The organism is uncultured Demequina sp., from assembly GCF_913055775.1.
Taxonomy (GTDB): Bacteria; Actinomycetota; Actinomycetes; order Actinomycetales; family Demequinaceae; genus Demequina.
Window position 1 is genome coordinate 17,933 of record NZ_CAJXJX010000001.1, and the last position, 21,133, is coordinate 39,065.

A 21,133-nucleotide genomic window follows, 5' to 3' on the forward strand; every position below is an offset into this window, starting at 1 on the left:
AGAGGCGTAGGGGTCACTCGCGGCTGCTTCACGAATTCTTGAAACAGCGTGAGAGCCGTTGTGCAAGAGCAGGCACGGCGCTCTCCGGAGCGGCGCGCCCCTCGACCTCGCCCCCGTACTCTTGATACTTGAAGAAGGGCGGTGAATGGCGTGTCTGGCTACGTGATCTCGTACCACCGCAAGAGCGGCGCGAGCGAAGTCAAGTCGTTCGAGGGTCCCAACGGTCACCGCGAGGCCTTCGCGGAACGGTTGCGTATCGAGAAGTCCAACCACGACCCTGACCTTGAGATCGTGGGCGACTCTCTCGAGTCAGTCAAGCGCACGCATTCGCGATACTTCTCCCGCGCCTGACAGCACGTTCGACATCACTGAATGTCGAACTCGTCCTCCAACTTGAGGAGCTCCTCGAGGGCCTCGCGCTGCGCGCGCACTCGCTTGGCGCGCAGGTCAGCGACGTCGGCAGTCTTGACTCGGGTGTGCGTGCCCACCTTGTGTGAGGCCAGTTCCCCGTCGCGGATCAGCTTCATCAGCGTGGTGCGGCTGACGCCCAACTGCTCGGCAGCCACCGTCGTCGTGAGCTCCGGCGGCACGGAACCAACCGTGACACTGTGACCATCCGCAACTTCGTGGAGCACGCGCGAGAGGAACTGGACAAAGCCAGCGGAGAGCTCGGGAGCAGTTTGCAGGTCGAGCGATGCGCCGTGCGCAGGCATCGATCGCTCGAGGAAGTCGACGAGTAGTTGCGCCTCAGCACGCTCGGCCTCGTCAGCGAACACAGTGGACGATGCGGTCCCAGTCACGGCAGCCTCCCAAGCCACGGTCAAGATACAAGTATGCGCGCCTACACTGACATATGCAACTGAGTGCCAGTTACAACTGACATTACCCTGCTTCTGCCGTGGCCGGAGTCGGAGCGACGCCGCGTGCGCGTCCCAGCGCCGCGGCCTCCTCCACGATGTCGATGCCCGCGGGGCACCACGTGATGCAGCGGCCGCATCCCACGCAGCCGAGCATGCCGAACTGGTCCTCCCAGGAGGACAGCTTGTGGGTGATCCACTGGCGGTAGCGCGACTTCGCGGACTCGCGCATGGGTCCGCCGTGGATGTAGCTGAACTGCTCGGAGAAGCACGAGTCCCACACGCGGTGGCGCTCGGCGTTCTCTCCGGTGAGGTCGGAGACGTCGGAGACGGTGGTGCAGAAGCACGTGGGGCATACGAGCGTGCAGTTGGTGCACGCGAGGCAGCGGGTAGCGATCTCCTCCCAGCGGGAGGATTCGGCTGATGCGCGCAGAGTGTCCGCGACCGTGTCCGTGTCGATGGCTCGGCTTTGTTGCGTGGCCGCGTGGGAGGTGACGGCGAGGGCCTCGTGCGCGTCGTCGAGGGTGGCCGGCGTGGTGTCGATCGCGTCCGCGACCTCGAGGCCGGCGGCGCTGCCGACCTCGAGGACAAAGTGGTGCAGGTCGGGGTCGCTCGGGGCGATCTCCGTGAGCAGCAGGTCATACGACGGTTCGCCGGTCTGGGGGTTGGTGTCGCTGGGGCGCGGGCCGGTGCCCATGGAGGCGCAGAAGCACGTCGCGGCCGGGTCCGAGCAGGCGACCGCGACCACGAAGGTGCCGTCGCGGCGGGCGGCGTAGTGGGCGTCGATGTACTGTCGGCTGGCGAGCACAGTGTCGTGGATCTGGACGGCGCGCAGGTCGCACGAGCGCGTGCCGAGGAGTGCGATCTTGCGGCTGGTGTCGGGGGTGTCGCGCTCGACGGTGAAGTGGTCGTCCTCGCCGTTGTCGCGGCGGCCGCGCCAGATGACCTCCTCCGCCGGGAAGAACACGGGCTTCGAGGACTGGGCGGGGGCGGCGAAGCCAAAGTAGGCGCCATCGCCGCGCTCGCGCAGGCGGTACCGGGCGGGGTCCTGCTGGTCCCCGACCCCCTGCGGGAGGTCGGAGGCCGCACGGATCTCGCCGGTGACGATCGCATCGCCCCGGACCGTGGGCCCCATCACCTGATAGCCGCGCTGCCGCAACTCGTCGATGAGGGCGCCGAGCCCCGATGTCGAGAGGATTCGGATGTCGTCCATGACACGCCTCCACTTGCGACGCTATGCCGCTGTGCGCGAGGCGCTAGGGACGTTGGTCCCGACCTGCCGCGCGAGGCGATCTCAGCTACTAGGGTCGTCGAGGGCGGTGCGACCGAGATCACATCGGATCGTCTCGCCTGACTCCTTCGCACCGGCCGGTGTCGGGCCGCAAGCCCGCGACGTCCCGGAATGTGCCCACCGGACGCTTCGCTCATCGCGACTCGAGACTGGAGCGATCTGCAGAAGCGCCCGATAAGAGTTGAGACGGCGACAATCGCCCGTCGCAAGCTCAAGTGCAAAGCTGAGCTCCACACCGAGCCGTCCGAGCGTGCACTGAAGGTCACTTGGAGGTGTGTTACCGCGTGAACGAAACGGATGCCCGCACGTCTGCGACAACTCACGATGTCGTGCTCGCCTACAGACTCGCCAAGACCGATCTGTACTTCACCCAGAACGCTCGCGCTCTCGACTTGCTTGCGTACGAGGCTGACTTGGGCGAGCGCCTACGCTCGCTGCGCACCCGCATCAATGGCAAATGCAGCGATTGGGTCGATGACCCCGAGTTTGTCGGGGACAGCTACTTGGCGCCGAAGGGCTTGAAGGACTCGAACAACAGCACAACAGACGAGACCATTGAGCTTCGCCTGATGGCGCGCTGCAGCATCGATCTCCACGTCTTCTCCACCTACTGGATGATGACCGTCGGCGAGAAGATCGATGCCGCGCTCTCAAGCAGCGTCCTCGGCTACAGGTTGCGCAGGACTACCCGCGAGCGGTTCAACCTTCTTGGGAGTGGGTCTTTCCCTTCATACATGCCGCGATACCGCAAGTGGCGCGATGGCCCACTGGAAGCGTCTAGAAAGGCGCTCGAAGACGGTCGGGAAGTGGCGGTGCTCACGGGCGATGCCACCAGGTTCTTCCACTCGTTGGACCCGCGCTTCCTTGCAAACGCCGACTTCCTATTGCGATCGGGAGTAGAACTAAACGCGCACGAAACCCGCGTCAATCGCTTGTTCGTGCGAGCACTCGACAGTTGGAGAGAATGCGTGTCGCGCAAGCGGCCCTGGAATGCACAGGGCTTGCCAGTCGGGTTGCCTGCGAGCGCGGTAGTCGCCAACGCCGCACTTATCGAGCTCGACCGTCTCATCGAGACGGAGATCAAGCCGATCAAGTACGCACGCTACGTCGACGACATCTCAATAGTGCTCGAGAACGACGCCAGCTTCACGCAAGCAAGCGACGTATGGCGATGGATCGCACAGCGATCCGCGGGCGCGATCCAGGTCCTGGCGCGGGACGAAGACTCCGCCGAGCCACGGGTGGAGCCGATCTCTCAGGTACTGACAGGCGACGTCGCAGTTTTCTCGCCCGCCTATCTGGGTGGCGCAAGCGTCAAGTTTGGGAATCGGAAGAACTCGCTTCTCAAGCTCGCAGGCACAAAGGGAGCAGACCAACTCAACGCGCTCGCAGAGCGCATCCGCGAATCGTCGAGCGAGTGGCGCTTGATGTCCACCGTCCCCGACAAGCCTGAGGCTGTAGGAGCCGAGGTCGCACGAGCTGTCCAACCCAGCGGAGACCACGGCGGAACTCTCCGCGATGCGGACGTGGTCACGCTGACTCGATCACGGTTTGCGATCTGTGTGTCCGACTACGAGGCTTACGCTCAAGACCTCCCCTCGGCCTCGTGGGCCCCCCAGCGCCAGCGGTTCCTACGGGCTGTCAAGGATCAGGTTCTCGAGTCTGACGCGTTCTTCGAGCTCGGCTCTACCTTTTCGCGCGTCGTTGCTCTGGCCACCGCCTGTGGTGACTACGAGGAGGTCGCGGACCTTATCAATGGCGTTGCCACGTTCGTTGCACATGCCACGGCCACACATCCGGTGTCGATCGCGGGCGGCGTTGACCCCGGCGCCGGCCAAGCGACGATCGAATCAGTTTCCGTCTGGAATGCGTGGCGTCGAGATCTTGCCGAGGAGGCGTTTACGAGTGTTGTCGTGTCACTGCCCGTCACCCGCCAAGAAGCTTGGGATATGGGCACAATTGCGGACGCTCTGTCCTCGTTGGACCCCACCAGGGATTGGTTTCGCCCGGACGACGAACTAACCGAGACCGTTCGCGCAATCAATGCTAGAGACCTCGGTTACGTGGCGCTTCGGCGCCAGTTCTTGCATGGGGAGAACGTGCGCCTCGGAGCAACGGGCCCTCTCCCGCGCCTTGGAAAGGGCGCCAAGTACCCCACTGCGCTGGTGGAGAGTGTGCAGGCGATCTCCGACATTCTCGCGATACCGGCTGGCGTCCAAGCAGGGGTGATGTTCGCCACTCGGCCTGTGCGTCTCGATGAGCTGTACCTAGCCCAGGCAGACGGCGACTCGAGGCCCGCGAGCGATTCGCTCACGCGCGCAATGATTGGTGCGCGTGGGTACGATCCGCGCGACTCTCTCGCTACCGCGGTCGACGAACCCACGACACGGTCCAGGACGCGAAACCTCACGCACTCGGTGCTGAGGGTAAAGGGGGGACGCAAGCTCTCCAGTGCCCGCAAGGTGCATGTGGCGCTCGGCGTTACGCAAAGCGAAGGCGACACCTGGAAAGGCGCGGCGCTAGGCGTCCCAGAACTGACGCTCGCCAAGCGAAATCGGCTCGCACGGCTCGTAAACGACGCGATAGGAACCCGGGATCCCATTGACTACTTCGTACTGCACGAGCTTGCCATTCCAAGCGCGTGGTTCATGCGCATTGCGCTCAAGCTTCGCGCTCACAACATCGGGCTGATCTCGGGAGTGGAGTACGTACGCCGCGACCCAAACCTTGTGGCGAATCAGGTCTGGGCCGCGCTGCCCATTCATCACGCCGAGGTACCGTCCATGTACATCCACAAGCAGGACAAACAACTGCCAGCTCCGCACGAGGAGGAAGCTCTTACTGAACTCGGAAATCTGCGCCTCGAGCCGAGCGCGAGCCGCAATGGTCCTGAGGACATTCCTGTCATAGACCACGGAGGCTTCTACTTCAGCCTCCTAATCTGCCACGAGCTGACCGACATTTCTGCGCGGGCGTACCTTCGTGGAAAAGTCGATGCCCTGTTTGTTCCCGAGCACAACCAAGACACAAAGAGCTTCTCTTCTCTGGTGGAGTCGTCGGCGCTGGACATTCATGCCTACATCGTGCAGGCCAATGACAGGCGATTCGGAGACAGTAGAGTGCGTGCTCCGCGGAAGAAGGACTACCAACGAGACCTCGTGCGCGTATCCCGCGGTACACGCGACTATGTGGTCGCTGCGAAGCTCGATATCGATTCACTCCGGGTTCATCAAACCATGTATCGGCCGGACCCAAATGTGACTGGCTTCAAGCCCTGCCCAAGCGGATTCGAGATCACCCCGGCCCGCGCGAAGATACCCCCCGTCTCGCGACGCCAGACGGGCGATTCCGGCGGTCTCCCCCAGGAGGATTGACTTGGCTTGCTACAACCGCGCGTGCGGGTCTCACGAGCCTCAAAGATCCGAGGAGACCTGGGAATACAGCGACCCGCGGGCTTCGCGCATTTGACGCTCGAGGCGCTCGGAGAAAGCCGAGTCATTGACCCTAACACCCAGCTCGACGTTGGCGTTCTCGGCGCTCCAGGACATGTTTGCACTCGTGACCACTACGAACCGATGATCGACTGAGATGAACTTGGCGTGATTGCGCACGGCCCTGCCATCGAAGGGCTTGGTCGCGTAGATCTTTCCAGGAGCAAGCGTCTCGGCGATCTGCCTCGCATTCGGCCCGTAGCCACTGCCGGCTGCTTCTGCGTCGACGTAGACAGTGACCAAGACTCCGTCGCGCGATGCGGCCGCCTGGAGTTCGTCCCACATCCCGGATGACTCCTGGAAATTGAACGTTGATGCCACGACGGAGTGCCGCGCGCTCCGAACGAGATCTACCAGCGAGCCTGTCAACGCACCTGACTGAGCCAGGTGCCCCGGCATGGTCCAGATCGCGTCCACCGAGGTCACCTGCGACTTGGCACCCTCGATCGCCCACAGAGCCGCGACAAGGACCTCCCGTCGAGCACGCAAGCCGTGCGTCACAGCCAGTGCAGATACCTCAGCCCGCTGCTCCGCTCCCAGGACACTCAGCGCTGACCCGAAACTCTCGTCCGCATCAAGTGACGACGCAACAAGGCGTGCCTCCGTCCCGCTCAGAGTCTCTCCGAGACGGCGCATTGCGTCCCCGAGGTCAGGAGAAGAAGCCATACCCGCCGTACCCAGGTAGGTCCACTACGAGCCGGCGGTCAAGGAAGCGGTTGGCCCGCTCGCACGAGGTCTCGGACGCCATTGCGCAGGTGTGACACGCCGCCCCGTGGAGAAAGTCCTCCGGGTCCTTGGGCACTCGCTGCGCACATACTGGGTCGGACGAGCAGCGGTGCGAACGCGTCAGCGCCCGATCCACGATCCGGTTGAGCGACGACCGCTCGCTGAGGCTCACCAGGCCGCCGAGCGTCCCGTCCGAGTCCGATGCGGTCGTCACGATGAGCAGACCCGCAGCAGCAGGGCGTTCGTCAGTCGCTTTCCATGCGTACACACGCTCGGACAGGCTTGCCGCCGAATAACCCGAGTACATCGCCATCTCACGAATCAGCAGATGGCCAAACGTGTGCGCCAGCCAGTACCGCGCGGGCATGAACCTCGAGTCCGCGTCGACATCCTTCGAGGTCTCCGAGAACCGAGCATCGAAGTTCCGCTGGTGGGACGCCCGGTGCGCCTCCCAGAGGTCAGTCGACTCGATCTTGGCTTCCCACTCCGCAACCCGCGCTTCGTCAAGTTGGAGGAAGATGCCTTCGCCACGGTCTTCGGTCGCCACTGCCCACTCTGCACGGGCACTCCGAGTCAGCGGCACCAGCCTCGAAGGCAGGTCGTTCGCGCGCTCCATCTCGTCGATGCGCGTGAATCCCACAAGAGCATTAACCTTGCGCAGACTGTCGACCGCAAGCCCCCGGGACACCCCGAGTTCACGCAGATCGCGATGGAGGTCGCCCAACCCAGTAAGCGCCAGGCCAGTCTGCTCATCTACATGATGAGCACCAGCGGGATCCCGCTGCAGGTAGTTCCACTCCGGTACCAGTAGGTCGATCGGATCGAATCGCGCAAGCTCCGCTTGACGCTCTTCCTCGCTCGGCGGTGGCGCCATCGACGCGGCAATAGCAGCAACAAGGTCGTCGTCCGACAGATCCACCAGGCGCGATTCGACATCGTCCAGCTCCTCGCGGATGCGGTCCACATCGGCGTGGTACTTCTCGAGCTTCTTCGGACCGATCGCGGCCCGCAGCTCGTCACCACGAGTCATGACGGTTTCGGTCTCGCTCTCGGGCATCACGATGACCGACTGGGTGGCGGGAAACCACAGGTTCGAGGCACCGAGCAACATCACACGCGCCTGGTTCACGCACCCGTTCTTGGAGAAAGCCGCCAAGTGCGGGTGCCGCCCACGACAGCGCGGCAGCTTGTCGCGGCCAGCGTCACCTTGAGCCTCGTTCATGGGACGCCGAAGCCCACAGGCCTTGCACTCGATGGTGGCGGACGCACCCTTGCCGACGGTGCGCTCGAGCATCGCAAGTGGACGAATCTCCGCTCCGGATGAGCACGCCTGCCCCTGGTGCACCCACCAGTCGTAAGGAAACTCGTCGAGGTGACCGTCGGTGCACGCCAATAGGTAACGTGCAGCGACTACTTGCGAGGGGTTCTTGCGGATGCGGCCGTCCGGACCTGGGCACTTCCGGTGCTCAAAGCGTGCCTCGTCGGGGCGGAAGGGGTTCGTGTTGACGTAGTTGAACTGGCTGAGTGGCCCCAGCTTGTTGCACCCGGTGCACCTGAGCCATTGCGGGAAGATCCGCGCCGGAACACCAAGGTCCTCGCCCTCCTTGTCCGCGAAGGACCGGCTCGGTGCCCAGGGGAAGGGGCGCAATTGTGTGACACCTGGGAGGAAGTTCTTCACTACTGCTAGGAGGCGCGGCGCGTGAATCGTCGGCACGCTCTCACGTCGGTCCCAGATGCGGTCCCAGTCGTCGAGCCCTGCGGGCATGGCTGTCAGTTGCGGCAGGTCCATCACAGCGCCGGGACCGTAGGTGTACAGCAACGACGACGGTCGAGCCGCGCCAACCTTTGCGCGATTGCGCGACGTCTTCTGCGCACTCGTCGCGTCCTGGTCCCCAAGCGGATCGAGGACTGCCTCATTCGGCGATGTCTCAGTCATCGTCACTTCCCTGGGATGCCTGCCAAGCAGGAGCATGCGTCAACTCGAAGGCCATCAGCTTCTCCTTGAGCGGCGTCACGAGCACGTTGATCTCCGGCTGCACCTCACGCATGGAGTTGGCGACGATGAGCGGAGGCGTGTCGGGCGTGTCGGACAGCGCTCGCGAACTTTCAGGCGACAAGAGCAAGGCAGCCTGCTTCGTCTCATCGGTCACCCGCTCATAGACCAGTTCCTTGCCGTGCGAGACCGCGAACGCCTTTCGCTTCTCCCACTGGCCAAGCCGGTTCAGCAGCCGCTCGGACACCTCTTTCGCCTCCGACTCCCCGCCGGCCACTTTGGCACGCGAGACGATCACTTCGATCATGCCCTTGAGCCGGTCTTTGGCCGTCGACACATTGCCCGCACCCTTCTCGGTGGACACCGTGTCCTCCGCCCGAGTGTCGAGGACGCGTGCGGCACCCACAAGGACACCATCAAACAGGCGCTCGATCGCTGTCAACGAGTACGGCGTGACCGAGAGCGGCTCCACCTGCGAGTAGAACGTCTCGTGGTAGTGACGGAACTGCTCGAAGTGCGCCAAGTCGCGGGGCCGTGCCCAGTTCCCCAGAGTCACGACGAGTCCGGGCCGGCCCGCGTCTCGACCCACACGAGAGGACGCCTGAATGTACTCGGCGGTGTTCTTGGGCTGGCCCACCACCATCATCAAACCCAAGCGAGTGACGTCGACACCCACCTGAAGCATCGACGTCGCGAGCACCGTGTCGAACGGAACGACGTCTCGATACGAGATCGTCTCTCCTGCCCTGCGGTTCTCGGCACGGGCGCGACGTGCCGCTGTCGTGTCCCACTCGGCACCAAACTCCACCGCCATTTGATCCAAGGTGGCGGTGATGTCGGTAGACGATGCGCGGGACGTCAGCTCTGCGATGTGCAGCCCGTTCGGTTCAGTGCCAAAGCGCTGCGGGAAGTTCTTTCCCGCTCGCTTCTTCCGCACGGCAGTCTGCACGTCATCGCGCATGTAGCGGGCCATGCCCGCCAGTTCACGGGTGGCATTGAAGTAGGCGACGAGCGTCATGTAGGGGTCCGCGCTGAATGGCGTGCTCGCCGAAGCCCGGTCCCCCAGCAGCTGGCCCGCCGAGAGCAGGGTCCCGGCAACGACAATCTCGGCAGCAGTCAGACGTACCCCCGTGGTGCTCACGCCCACGTAGCGGCGGCCGGGTGTCTCACGTGAGACCGGGACTTCGGCAGAGAAGTAGGTGTCGGAAACGTCGAGAACCTGCGGAGGGAAGATCGTCGGCTTGCGGCCATACAGGCCCCGGATCTGCGCAGCAGCGTTGCGAACCGTAGCCGTCGACGCCACGACAAGCGCCCGCACCGGCCGTCCCTCGCCGTCCCTCCAGCTGCACATCAGGTCGATCGCCGTCTCAAAGGCGCCGACAGCGGTTCCCAGTGCGCCCGTGATGAGGTGTAGCTCGTCCTGGATGACCAGGTCGGGCGGACGTAGCCGCTCCACGGGGGCCTTGCCCTCGGCTGGTCGGCCATCCTTGGCCGGGTGCTTGCCGCCAGGCGACAGGTCACAGCCCGAGGAGTCGGGGTGCACGCAACCGTGTCGCGCGCACTTCTCCGTCACGTACCCGAATAGGGAGGCCGCCTCCCCTTCGCGCGCCAACCGCGCGAACTTGTCAACGGTGGCGATCACGAAGGAGGGCGTGAGTCGATAGATCTCCTCGTCGACGGTGAGGACCGGCAGCCCCTCCCCCGCAGAGCCACCTTCGGAGAAGGGACAATCGCCGAACTCATCGCCGCAGTACACGCGGATGCGGCGCTCGACGTCGGAACCCTTGACGTTCTTGGCGTCAATCGGCGACCCGCACCATGGACAGCGCTTGAGCTGCAGGACCGTCAGTCCGCGCTTGCTGCCTTCAGACGATGCTTTCGCGAGTTGCGCAGCCGCCTCGGGGTAGCGCTTGGGGGACACGGCAGTGCCCACCCACAGGCCGATGCGGAAGGGCTCGTCGCCCCAGAACTCCGGAGCCCTGAGTCGTGCAACCTCCGCGGCACATACCAGCGCCGTCGCTCGCTGGAACTGCTGCGCCGTGAGCAGGCGGAGCGTGTAGCGCATTAGCACCGCGATGCCGGCGCACCCGTCGAGCTTGCCGTCGGGAGACTCGATCACACCCTGGCGCCGCCGGATCGCGAACGTGAATGCAGCGAGGCCCAGGTAGGCCTCGGTCTTGCCACCACCGGTCGGGAAGAACAGAAGCTCGGCTCGGGCGACGTCGCTTGACCTACGGTCCAAGTGAGGCTTGGCCAGCGCTTCGATTTGCATGAGCACGAAGGCAATCTGGAACGTGCGCCACGAGTGCGCCTTGGGGCCGTCTGCCTTGACCTGCTCGACGGCCTGCGCCAATGACAACCCGGGCTTCGCCTTTCGCTTCTCAGCGGCCTGGCTCTGAATACGTTGGTCAGCCATCACACGGTTCATGAATCCGAAGCACAGTTGCGTTTCCGCGTCCACAGTGAGGAAGTCCAGGCCTGCGCGAAGTTGCACCGCAACGGCAGTAGCATCCTCAACGGCGTCGAGGGCGGTCTCGCGCAGGTGCTCCGGCAGCCCCTCGGCTTCCAACTGACGCTCGGCAATCCACGCGTCATAGCCGTCGACGATGGGGCGCAGCGCGTTCGCCAACGCTGTGCCGTCACCGGCGTCGGCGAGATCGGCGAGTGCGAGCATGTCCAGAGTGGCACCTTCAATCTCGCGAGCGCGAGTCTGAGGCGTCTCGGAGACGGGCAGCCACGTGGTCCGCACGTGCGTCGTACGACGCGATTCAGGATTCATCGGCGCCCAGTCCACCGAGCACGTGCGGCCCACGGCGAACTCGAGCCTGTCACGATACTGAAGCTCGAGTCGCGCGAGTTCGTAGTCGGTCTCAGCACCACCGTCCGCGAGCGGATCGGTGACCGGCAGGAACACGTCGTTGCCACCGGCGTCGATGTCGAGACGCGTCTGATAAAGCCACGCATCGACGGGGATGCGACGCGGGGTGTGCTTGTCGTTGCACAGGGCGAGTTCGACGATGCGCATGTCGCCTTGGTCCATCACGTCGACACGGAGCACCACTCGGTCCTCGAGCACGATGGTCTCCGTCTCGCCGGGCGTGAACGACTGCACCGGGACGATGCTGTGGTGAAGATGGTCCTTTCGCGCGTAGCGGCGTACGGGGCGGCCAGAAGGCGTCTCCTCGTCTGAGCGCTGCGAGTGATAGGTCCCCCACGAGGAGTGAACCGTCACCGACTCCAGGTCGCGGGGCACCTGGAAACGTAGCCCCATCGAGGCGGGGATCATGAGGCCGCGCCGCAGGGGGGCGTCCTCGCCTCCGTCGTCATCATTGGCGACGGGATCGTTGCCGTCCGGCTCGACGGGCACGCCGCGGTCGAGATGCTCGGAGTCATCAACAACTTCGCTGTCAGTCTCGTCGTCACCGCCCGCTGCAGGAGTGGGCCCTTCGACGAGTTTCGCGGGTGCGATGCGACCGACCAGGTATAGCGCGTCGGGCTGGGCCTCGAGCACCTCGTTCTCGCCATTGGCGGGACCGAGCAGCTCGCGCTCGAGGATGTCGGTGAGGTTCTCTCGGTCGGTCCACGAGGCCCCATCCGGCGCGTGTGCCAGCGCGTATTCGACGGGACGGTCAGGCTTCGTGGTGGGCGTGTCCGTCACTCGACGTCACCTTCTTCCTCGTCGTCGTCTTCGACCAGTGCCGCGTCGCCTTGAGCGCCGGCACGTCGCAGATTCTCCTCCAACAGTCGATCGAGTACCTCGACGCGAGCGGCAGGGCTCACGGTCCAGCGTTCCATCTGACGGTAGGTGTGAAGACCGTGGTCGAGTGGAACGTCGTCCCAGCCGTAGGCCGCCATGACCGCCTCGTCGAGCTGGACGTGAATCTCTCGCATGCGCGCAACGTCAGCGTCAGCCGAGTCCACGACCGACGGGTCGTTCACGAGGTTGTAGAGCTTGGTGAGACCGAGATCGCGGCGCAGCATGATCTCGCGGCGCTCAGATTCCAACACACGGCCAACCTCATCGAGCTCATCCGTCGACTCGGGCCGGGGGAAAGTCTCAAAGACGTCCGATGGCGTATAGCGCAGATCCTTGCGCATGGTGGTGCCGTATTTTGATACCCACAACTGATGAAGGGAACTGCTGACTACCGCCTGGAACGCCCGAGACTCGGTCGCAAACACAATGAGCGCGTGGCTCGGAACGATTCCCGCGGATGCTCGCACGGGCATTAGGGTATTACTCGTCTGCGCAATCGCCACGTATTCGCTAAGACCTGCGATTGCCAAACGCATCTTTGCTCGACTTCGAAGAAACTGCCACCATGGCACTGATCCCGTCGATTTGGTCTTCTTTGCCCGATCAGGACGTACCATCCTGTCCAGCCGCATGAACGGCTCCTTGAAACACTCCGCTTCGCTCAATGTGCGGTCTCGCATGTCAATGACCCAACGCGACGGCGCACTGTCAGGTCGGGAGTTGAGATCGTCGCCGTTTAGGTAGGGCCGGACTACTTCTCGGTTCTTTGGATCCGCCTTGATTAGCGCTTCCGCTTCGCTCGGGTCGAGCACAAAGCCGTCGCCAAAAACGATGCACCCCTGAAACGCGATGCCAGAATTCTCGCTCAGACGCGCGGGTCTCGCATCAATTCGCCCCGCGGCCTCGAGCAAGGATGAAATGCGTCGGACCTCCAGGCCGTCAGCGAATCTCGACACCAGCTCCGAGACCGCGCCATCGCTCCCCCACAAAGCCGCGTACTCCAGGTTTGCACTCTTGGCAGGCCACGCGCGCGACTGGACACAACGTGCGATCGTGAAACCCGACGACACCAACTGATCGAGTCCGACTTCTCGCGTGTCCCCTTGCGCCACCGTATTTGTCGCAATAAGACCCAATGAGCCGTGAGGAGAGGCCAGCGAATGTGCACGTAGCAGGAAGTAGGCAACGAGGTCAGCGGATCCGCGAGTTCCGCCAGCGAGTACGTTTACGAACCAGTCGCGGACTCTGGCACCAACAGCAGCCGTCAGCTTCTGCCCGCCAAGAAATGGCGGATTGCCGATGACCGCGTCGAAGCCGCCGCGCTCCATGACGTCCGGCACGGCGAGCGGCCAATGGAGAGGCTTCCAGCGCTCGTAGTCCGTCTCGACCTCGGGCGTGAGCCCCACGTCGACGATGGAGTCGAGCATCGTGGAGTCTCCTCCACCCGCGCCATAAGCACGGTCGACAGCGATGCGAAGGCTCTCGTACGCCTCGTTCAGCTTCTTGCCTGGCTTGCCGCCGAGTGGAAGCCCTGCGGCGATGATCCCGTCCGCGACGTGCGCAAGTTGCGCGACGGTCTCCTGGTACTCGTCCCAGAGGCGCCGCTTCGTGCGCGATGAGCGTTGGGGATCCGCATCGTCCACCGCCGTCGCGAGGTTGCGCCGCAGGTCGACCGCACGACGAATCGTCGCATCCACGTCGAGCGACTCCACGTAGCCCGCTTCATCCCCTTCGGCCGCCCAGAGGAGGCCGGCGTGCTGGCTGCGCGACCGGGAAGCGACCGCATCGGGATCAATGTGCAGCGCCTCGAGCTGCTTCGTCGACGTGATGCCCAGGAGCGAGTTGCCATGCAACACCTTGTCGTCCACGAAGGAGAACGGCAGGTCCGGGTCGAGCGAGACAAGCCACAGTGAGATCTTGCACATCTCGACTGCCATGCCGTTGATGTCAGCGCCGTACAGGCAGCGCGCGACCACCTGGCGGCGCGCTCTCACGCGGAGGTGCTCGGCCTGAGCGGATGCAACACCCTCATCCGTCCACGCCTCGATCACCTTGTCGGCGAGGTACTCCGCAGCCGAGACAAGAAACGCTCCAGAGCCGCAGGCGATGTCCGCGACCTTCAGATTGAGGATCTGATCCGAGGAGAGGAGGCGCCACTCGTCCCTGTTGGGCGTCTGATACGGCCCAGGCTGGTAGACCACGGGCTCGAGCGCGTGCAGCACTACTTCTCGCGCGAGGTCCTTGGGCGTGTAGTGCGCGCCTGACGTTGCTCGAGACGGCGTCTCGGCGACGATAAGGCCACCTACCGGAATGACCACCATGCGGTCACGGAGGTCGCGGCGGACAGCCCCAGCGAATGGTCGCAGACGGTCGCGCAGGACCAGGTCGCGCGTCACTGCCACGAGCGCCCTCTCGGCGTCGTCGTCAATGTCGGCTGCGAGTGCCTTTGCCAGAGCGGCTCCTGAGGGCGCCTTCGCCGCCGGCTGAGAAGCCTTGACCCATGCGAGCACGCTCTGGGAAAGCTTCTTGAGGTCGGGGCTCTCCGCGGCCAGGCCCTCCATCGTCTCAAGGGGGATCTCCGGTTCCTCACCTTCGCGTCCGAGCAGGCCCAGCGTCGTCTCATCGACCTCCCGCGCCGTATAGCCGAGCAGACCCTCGTAGATGTAGCCGATCTGCTCGACATCCACGTCTCGGAACGAGACCGGACGCCGCTGACCGCCGATGGTGGCGTACTGCAGTGCCCGGAGCACTTCAAGCATGACGCGGTCGGAGACGGTCACGGCAAGGGCCCCGACCTCGTCGCGGGACTCGAGGAACTCAAACCTCGACGGGTCGAACAGGGACCCGCCGTATGAGGGAAGCCGCATGTCTTCAGCACTGACGCCCTCGTATAGGGCACGCGAGGTCGCCAGAAGCCGGTGCCAGGTGTCGCTTGTCGCGTCGAGCGACTCGGCGTCTTCGTGGTTGAGGCGCCGTTCGAGGGCTCGCAACTGGCCGCCCATACCGTAACCATCGACGTAGAGCGCGGACTGCGGCATCATGGCGCGGTCCTCGGCGAAGAGCAGGAACACGACGCGCATCATCACCGTCACCGCCGCGTCATAGACGCGATGGCGATCCGCGGGCAGCGGATCCGGCTTGCCCGTCTCACGCGCTGACAGCAGTCCGTCCGAGAAGGCGCCCACCAGCAGTTCGACCGCCCGGCGCACCTGAGTGCCCAGGGCGACCGTGAGGTCCTCAGCTGCTGTCACCGAGTCCGCGAAAATGGCGGCCGTTCGCTCCTCGGGCTTGCCTCCTGCGAGTCGGATGGGGCTCAGGAGCGCGAGGAACCCGTCGCGCACGTCTGGCTCCTCGATCCACGTTTGGGCGTCGACGATTCCGGACGCCACCAGGGCATCCTCCGGCGCGCTGACAAGACCCCACCATCGGCCGTCCGTGACGACCCCGACGGGCACCTTGTTCTCTCGCAACAGGTGTTCCATGCGATCGATGGGGCTCGCCGCCCAGCCATCGGTTCCTGGCTCGCGCAGGTTTGTGGCCGCGTCGACGGCTAGAACGAGCATGTGCGCCGAGCCTTCTCGCGAGAAGGCGAGCGTGGGAGCCACTGAGACGGAGCCGTCTGGAGACTCGATGGGCTTCAGGTGAGGCGAGGATGCTGCGTCAACCAGATGGGTGCCCCACCCCGCTGTCGACTCGAGAACTACCCTGACCCACGCGTCCCGGGCGTCGCGGTACGAGACTGCCGCGCCCTCCGCTGAGGGGTCGCTCGTGTGCGCGTCCCACGTACGCTCAAACTGCGGCTTCGCGTCGCGAAGCGCGGCCTTGGCACCGTCGTCCATGGCCGGAACGCCTTGCGGCCACACCTTGCGCAATGCGGGGACGGACACGAAAGGTCCGTCGCGATCGACCAACTCGAGCCACTCGCGATAGCGCTGGGCAACCGGCTTCACAGGCGGCTTCATGACACCCTCCCTGCCGCCGCATCGGCCGGCGTCAGCGCGAACACGACGGCCGCCGCAGAGACGTACGGCTGCACATCCACGTACCGCGCCCGAAGCTCGGCGATCTCTCGCGCTTCCTCGTCGGCTAGTTCGTTGAGTCGCCGCTCAATCGACTCGATGTCCTTGCGGTACTGGCGCAACTGGTCGGGGTTCATCGAGAACAGGGCCTCGCGCTCCTCCTCGAGCGAGCGCCGCATCGTCGCCACGGACTCTTGCAAGTTGAGCCGGAATGCGCCATAGATTTGCTCCGCGCGCGCGATGTCCGCGGCCTCGCGCTTCTCAAGGTCGCTACTCACGCTCTCGCGCCGCGCATCGGCCCGGCGATGCATCGCGTTTTCCAAACGCGTCCGCAAACGCCCTCCCTCGGCAGTCCATAGCTGCGAGACGTGACTGCGAAGGTCTGCGTCGGCGAGCGTGAGATCCGGGTCGTCCAAGGTGCGTTCGAGCAGCGCCTCGACCTTCGCCTCCGCGAGCGCCTGACCTCGCAGACGTACGCCCGCGAGGAAGACCTCCTCATGAAGGCGGAGACCCCCGCGACCCACGAGTACGAGACGGCTCGCGGCGGCGACGCAGGACTCCTCGAGATCGTCGACCACCACGGCCGTGACGCGGTTCATGGCGGCGTCGGCGCTGAAGAGCGATGCCCGCAGGGTTCGCGACGCCTTCCGCATGAGCGCATGACCCAGGTGCACCCGCACGATGGTCTCGTCGGGATCGTCCTCAGCGATGTCGTCTGCGAACGTGATGGGACGGAGCGTGTCCGGCTGCAGGCGCGTGGCGAGCCCTGACGTCGCGTTCTGCCAGCCGCGAGCCAACGGAGGGAGCTCGAATACCTCAGCGTCTGTCAGGTCACTGCCGACCTCGCGAAGCGCAGGCTGCGCGGTCACGGCGAGGGCTGTGTCGACGACCCTCCTGCCGTTAGACGCAGTGAGGTGCATGCGCTCCTTCTGAGAGTCGAAGGTGCGAGCCAGTTGCGTGAGTTCTCGATTGAGCTGGGCGCTGCCCGCCATCGCGCGGTTGACGGCTTGGGTGTTCTTGTCCGCACCCGCCTTTTCCGTTGCTATCGCGATGCTGCCGAAGTGACCCTGAATGTCAGAGTCGATGACGGGGTTCACGGAACCGAGGTCACCCGCAATGGTGGACACCTTCTCGGCGACGCGCCGCATGAAGTCCATGTCTGCGGCATACGTCGCTGCGGTCGACTCGGGCAAGAACTGGAAGATCTGCGGAGTTTCGGTCTGTCCGTACCGGTCGATGCGGCCGATGCGCTGCTCGAGCCGCGACGGGTTGAACGGGACATCGAAGTTGACGAGACGATGGCAGTGATTCTGAAGGTCGATGCCCTCGCCTGCCGAGTCGGTGGCGACGAGCACGCGAATGGGATCCTGGGCGGGATTGGCGGTGAAACGCGCGCGCACGTCGGCGCGTTCCTCCGCATCCGTCGAGCCCTGGATGACTCCCAGGCGAGACTCGTCGTATCCGCGCTGCCGGAGGTTGCTGACGATCCACTCGAGCGTGGAAGCGTACTCCGTGAAGATCACCACGCGCTCGTTGGACCAGTGAGGCTGGGCCGGGCGACAGATGGCGTCGAGCCACTCGATCAGGGCGCTCAGGCGGGAGTCCGGCTTGTGCTCGTACGACAGGCCCCATGCGCTGAGTGTCGCGATCTGCTCCGGCGTCGCCGCGACCAAGGGATTGTTGCCCTTCGACTTGCGGAGGGCATCGAACTCCGGGTGCTCGACGGCGCCCTCTTCCTCGTCGCTCTGGCTGCTCCCTAGGACTTCCAGGTAGTAGTCATCCTCCGGTTCCCACTCCGAGCTCCCTGTTGCGGCTTGGGCGTAGAGACTCAGCGTGGACGCGAACGCGTACGGACTCGACAGGAAACGCTTCTTGAGCAGCATCGACACGATGTCGCCGCCGCGCTTCGTGTCGTTGGCGCGTGCACTCTCGGTCAAGATGCTGTCGAGCGTTTCGAACGCCTCCGCCTCGTCATCAGAGGGGCTGAAGGTGATCGTCTTGACTTCGCGCTTGCGGAAGTTCTTCTCCGCGATGTCGCGCTTGAGTCGGCGCACGGTGACCTCGGCGAGAGCCTTCTCGTCGACGAGTGCGCCGCGGCTGAAGCGGCGGTCGTCGACCATCTCGAGGAGAGCGGTGAACGACTCGGTGTGCCCGTTGTGCGGCGTGGCGCTGAGGAACAGGCGATGCTCGCATTGCTTCGCTAGCGCGCGTACCGCTCTCGTGCGCTGGCTGTCCACTGCGTAGCCGCGAGCCTGGCCAACCCGCGACGGGCTCGAGGGCGCGGCATGGTGAGCCTCGTCGACTACGAGGATGTCGAACGCGTAACGCCGCGCTGAGTTTTCGATGCCGACGTCGCTCAGGACGTCGCGCACCAGGCGCTGGGCACGCAGGCCGGGGAGCCACGCCATGCTGATGATGACCCGGGGGAAGAGCTTGAGCGGGTTGGCCCCGAGCCCGTGGGTGCGGCGGACCTCTGCCATGAGCTCGCTGTTGACGATGACGAAGTCGAGACCGAACTTGTCCCGCATCTCCTCCTGCCACTTGGTGGCGAGGCTCGGAGGACACACGACCGCCACGGAGCGGGCCCGGTGACGGAGCAGGAGCTCCTGGATGACGAGACCGGCCTCGATGGTCTTTCCGAGGCCCACGTCATCTGCGAGCAGCAGGTTGGCGCGCGGTGCCTGAAGCGCCCTCCGCAGTGGCTCGAGTTGGTAGGCCTCGACGTTTGCGCCAGAACGGAAGGGAGCTTGGAAGGCCGAGGGGTTCGCGGTGGTGACCGCTCCCCACCGCACAGCGTCTACGTATGCCGCGAGCATGTTGGGGTCATCGAAGCCGTCTTCGGAGATCACCTCCGGCAGACCTTGATCCGGCGCGATCGAATGACCGACCTCGAGTTCCCAAACCACGTCGAGTTCCTCGCCCAGGCGGTCTTCCGCGAGGGACTGGAGCGACACCACGTGGTTGAGGCGCGGCCGACCGTCGTCTGCAGGGCTGCGTGGCAACGCCTGTTCTCGCACGTCGGAGACGGCCCAGACCTCTCCGCGGACGTCAACGATCTGGCCGGGCTCTGGCGTGGTAGGTACGGCAGTCAAGGATCTTCCCTATCGCGAGGCAGCACGCGGGCGTGCAGTTGGAGCTTCTCGGAGACTATCGGGCGCGTCGATCCGCTGGCGAAGCCGTGTGACGCGCGTCGCACTCAGGCACCTTCGCTGTGCGCTTCGGCCTCGATCATGACGCTGTCTGGCGGCACCATGCCTCGGGTTACCATCCACTCCATCAGACGCTGAACGCCGTCGACCTTCTTCTTCGCATCCTGCGTGAGCTTCTTGCCCTGCCCGGAAGAGTCGTTGAGCTCCTCGAAGGCAAGCAGCTCGTCGGTCGCTTCGATGAGTGCATTGCCGGCAGCTACCCACTCAAAGCCCGGTGCCGTGTCGACTCCAATGCGTTCGGCGACGAGGCGTGCCGCGAGGAGGTCTCGGAGTCCCGCGAGAACCGCCTCCGACGATTGAGCGCCGAGCGTTCTCCCGAGCGTGACCGCGGCGCCACTCCCTACGCCGGCGACGCCACCAACCACCATCAGGCCGCCTGCGATGCCTCCCGGCCCCAAGGCCGACAGCCCTGCAAGAAAGGCTGCTCCTCCGGCAAGACCTGCAGGTGCAGCCGCGACGGCAAGAAACGGTGCTGCCACCACCGCCACACCTGCCAGAACAACTGCCGTTGCCAGCGTCGCGACGCGCTTGACTGCCCGTCCCTGTTCCTCCCCAACTGTCTTGACCTCGTCGACCGCACTCTCGACGATGTCGACGTAATTCTCGAGAATGCCAAAATCCATCGCTACTTGGCGACGCACTCCGGGCGCGACTTTGGAGTAGTCCACGCTGAATGGCAGTAAGGGATCCACTCGATAAAGGTGGACCAAGAACATCGGGATCTGTTCCGGAGCAACCCTGCCGTGCAGCCAAGGCTTCATGTCTCGGTCGAGGTCATTGAAGATCGGCCGCGACCCAGAATCCTCTGCGGCCTTCAGCGCCTGCGAGGCCAACCACTCGCGTATACCACGGACACGTTCCCGCTTGTCTTTAGCGCCTCGCTGAGGCGAAGTCTGCAGAGCCATCTCAATGCGGTAGGAGTGCTGCATCGTGACAGCGGTCAGGAGGTCGCTGCCCGACCACTCGTCCCGATCGGGACCTTCCCTAGACGGCACGACCCCGCGCTCTCGGACACCATAGAGGGCGTTGCCGATCTCCCTGCAAATCTGCGGCTGCTGCAGCGCATGCGCAACGCCGTGGTCCCTGAATCGCCCATTGAGCGCAAGATTGACAGCCTCCGGGATCGGGCCGCCAATCCCGCCCGCGTTCGGCACGAAGTCCAACGAGTTGTACACGTTGACCCACGCTTCCACCGCCGCAAGGTTCGCGTGCTTGTACGACTTCTCTGCGAACTTTCTGAAGGTTTGGCGCCCGAGCGGCGAGCCGAGAGTCAGGAGCAGCTTGATATTCATGCGCTCCGGAAGTTGACCGAGCAATTCCAACGCGACCGCGGTCCCAAGAGAGTGCGCGATAACGACCCAGTCACCTTCAGCGTTTCCGAGGCCGTGGAGTACACGCCTGATGATAGTTGGATGGCTGTCGGCGGCGAGGAACGCACGTACCTGGGCAAACATCGGGAAGGCCGCCACGCTCACCTTCTCCAGCGTCGCATCGTCCAGCGGCCCTCGGCCGGGAGCAAACCTCGCACCTGCGATGCGATGCGCCACCACGCTTTGCCGCGCAGCGAAGTCAGATCTGGCTACACGATCAGTGGCCTCGAGCGGCAATGTCCCTTCATCGCCGGCGCCGGTCGAGAGCAGATCGTCGTAGTGCGGTTCCACGGCATCCGTCAACTCAACGGGCGAACGCTGGCAGTCCGCCAGCGCCTCATTCAATGGCGTGCGCCAGTCCACTACCTCAGCACTATTGATTCCGTGCAGGAAAAGCACCCTCACTTGCTCTGCCATGGA

General features: G+C 64.5%; 10 protein-coding genes. 2 read left to right on the top strand and 8 right to left on the bottom strand.

What is annotated here, in order from left to right; all coding sequences use genetic code 11:
* The first annotated feature begins 141 nt into the window (after positions 1-141).
* Positions 142-351 carry a hypothetical protein gene (locus QZ483_RS00105; protein WP_297080795.1) on the top strand — a complete coding sequence of 70 codons (210 nt, stop codon included), beginning with the start codon at positions 142-144 and terminating at the stop codon, positions 349-351.
* Between the two features lie 14 nt (positions 352-365).
* Here QZ483_RS00105 and QZ483_RS00110 read toward each other — a convergent pair whose 3' ends face one another.
* Positions 366-800, bottom strand: a complete 435-nt coding sequence (locus QZ483_RS00110) for a helix-turn-helix domain-containing protein (protein ID WP_297080797.1) — start codon at positions 798-800, stop codon at positions 366-368.
* 82 nt (positions 801-882) lie between these two features.
* On the bottom strand, positions 883-2,070 hold the full coding sequence (locus QZ483_RS00115; protein WP_297080799.1) for a 4Fe-4S dicluster domain-containing protein: 1,188 nt from the start codon (positions 2,068-2,070) through the stop codon (positions 883-885).
* Between the two features lie 362 nt (positions 2,071-2,432).
* On the opposite strand from QZ483_RS00115, the gene QZ483_RS00120 reads away from it, so the two are divergent.
* Positions 2,433-5,522 (top strand): hypothetical protein, encoded by a 3,090-nt coding sequence (locus QZ483_RS00120; RefSeq protein WP_297080802.1) that lies wholly within the window; start codon positions 2,433-2,435, stop codon positions 5,520-5,522.
* A 39-nt stretch (positions 5,523-5,561) separates the two neighbouring features.
* Here QZ483_RS00120 and drmC read toward each other — a convergent pair whose 3' ends face one another.
* The 6 genes from drmC to QZ483_RS00150 form a co-directional block, all read right to left on the bottom strand.
* On the bottom strand, positions 5,562-6,305 hold the full coding sequence (gene drmC / locus QZ483_RS00125) for a DISARM system phospholipase D-like protein DrmC (protein WP_367117074.1): 744 nt from the start codon (positions 6,303-6,305) through the stop codon (positions 5,562-5,564).
* Positions 6,289-8,301 carry a DrmB family protein gene (gene drmB, locus QZ483_RS00130; protein ID WP_297080807.1) on the bottom strand — a complete coding sequence of 671 codons (2,013 nt, stop codon included), beginning with the start codon at positions 8,299-8,301 and terminating at the stop codon, positions 6,289-6,291. The genes drmC and drmB overlap by 17 nt, the downstream gene beginning before the upstream one ends.
* Complete coding sequence (gene drmA / locus QZ483_RS00135; protein WP_297080809.1) at positions 8,294-12,016, bottom strand: DISARM system helicase DrmA; 3,723 nt, start codon at positions 12,014-12,016, stop codon at positions 8,294-8,296. The genes drmB and drmA overlap by 8 nt, the downstream gene beginning before the upstream one ends.
* Complete coding sequence (locus QZ483_RS00140; protein ID WP_297080811.1) at positions 12,013-15,678, bottom strand: Eco57I restriction-modification methylase domain-containing protein; 3,666 nt, start codon at positions 15,676-15,678, stop codon at positions 12,013-12,015. Before QZ483_RS00140 ends, drmA begins: the two co-directional genes overlap by 4 nt.
* 395 nt (positions 15,679-16,073) lie before the next feature.
* The gene (gene drmD, locus QZ483_RS00145; RefSeq protein WP_297080813.1) at positions 16,074-19,226 is read right to left on the bottom strand and encodes a DISARM system SNF2-like helicase DrmD; all 3,153 of its coding nucleotides are present in this window, start codon (positions 19,224-19,226) and stop codon (positions 16,074-16,076) included.
* Positions 19,227-19,330: 104 nt separating this feature from the next.
* Entirely contained in the window at positions 19,331-21,130 is a 1,800-nt protein-coding gene (locus tag QZ483_RS00150) for a hypothetical protein (protein ID WP_297080815.1), read from the bottom strand.
* Between the last annotated feature and the right edge of the window lie 3 nt (positions 21,131-21,133).

Bases quoted from the DNA above. Each gene is read 5' to 3' on its own strand.
- QZ483_RS00140 (WP_297080811.1), bottom strand. From the start codon at position 15,678: ATGCTCGTTCTAGCCGTCGACGCGGCCACAAACCTGCGCGAGCCAGGA.
- QZ483_RS00115 (WP_297080799.1), bottom strand. From the start codon at position 2,070: ATGGACGACATCCGAATCCTCTCGACATCGGGGCTCGGCGCCCTCATC.
- drmB (WP_297080807.1), bottom strand. From the start codon at position 8,301: ATGACTGAGACATCGCCGAATGAGGCAGTCCTCGATCCGCTTGGGGAC.
- QZ483_RS00150 (WP_297080815.1), bottom strand. From the start codon at position 21,130: ATGGCAGAGCAAGTGAGGGTGCTTTTCCTGCACGGAATCAATAGTGCT.
- drmC (WP_367117074.1), bottom strand. From the start codon at position 6,305: ATGGCTTCTTCTCCTGACCTCGGGGACGCAATGCGCCGTCTCGGAGAG.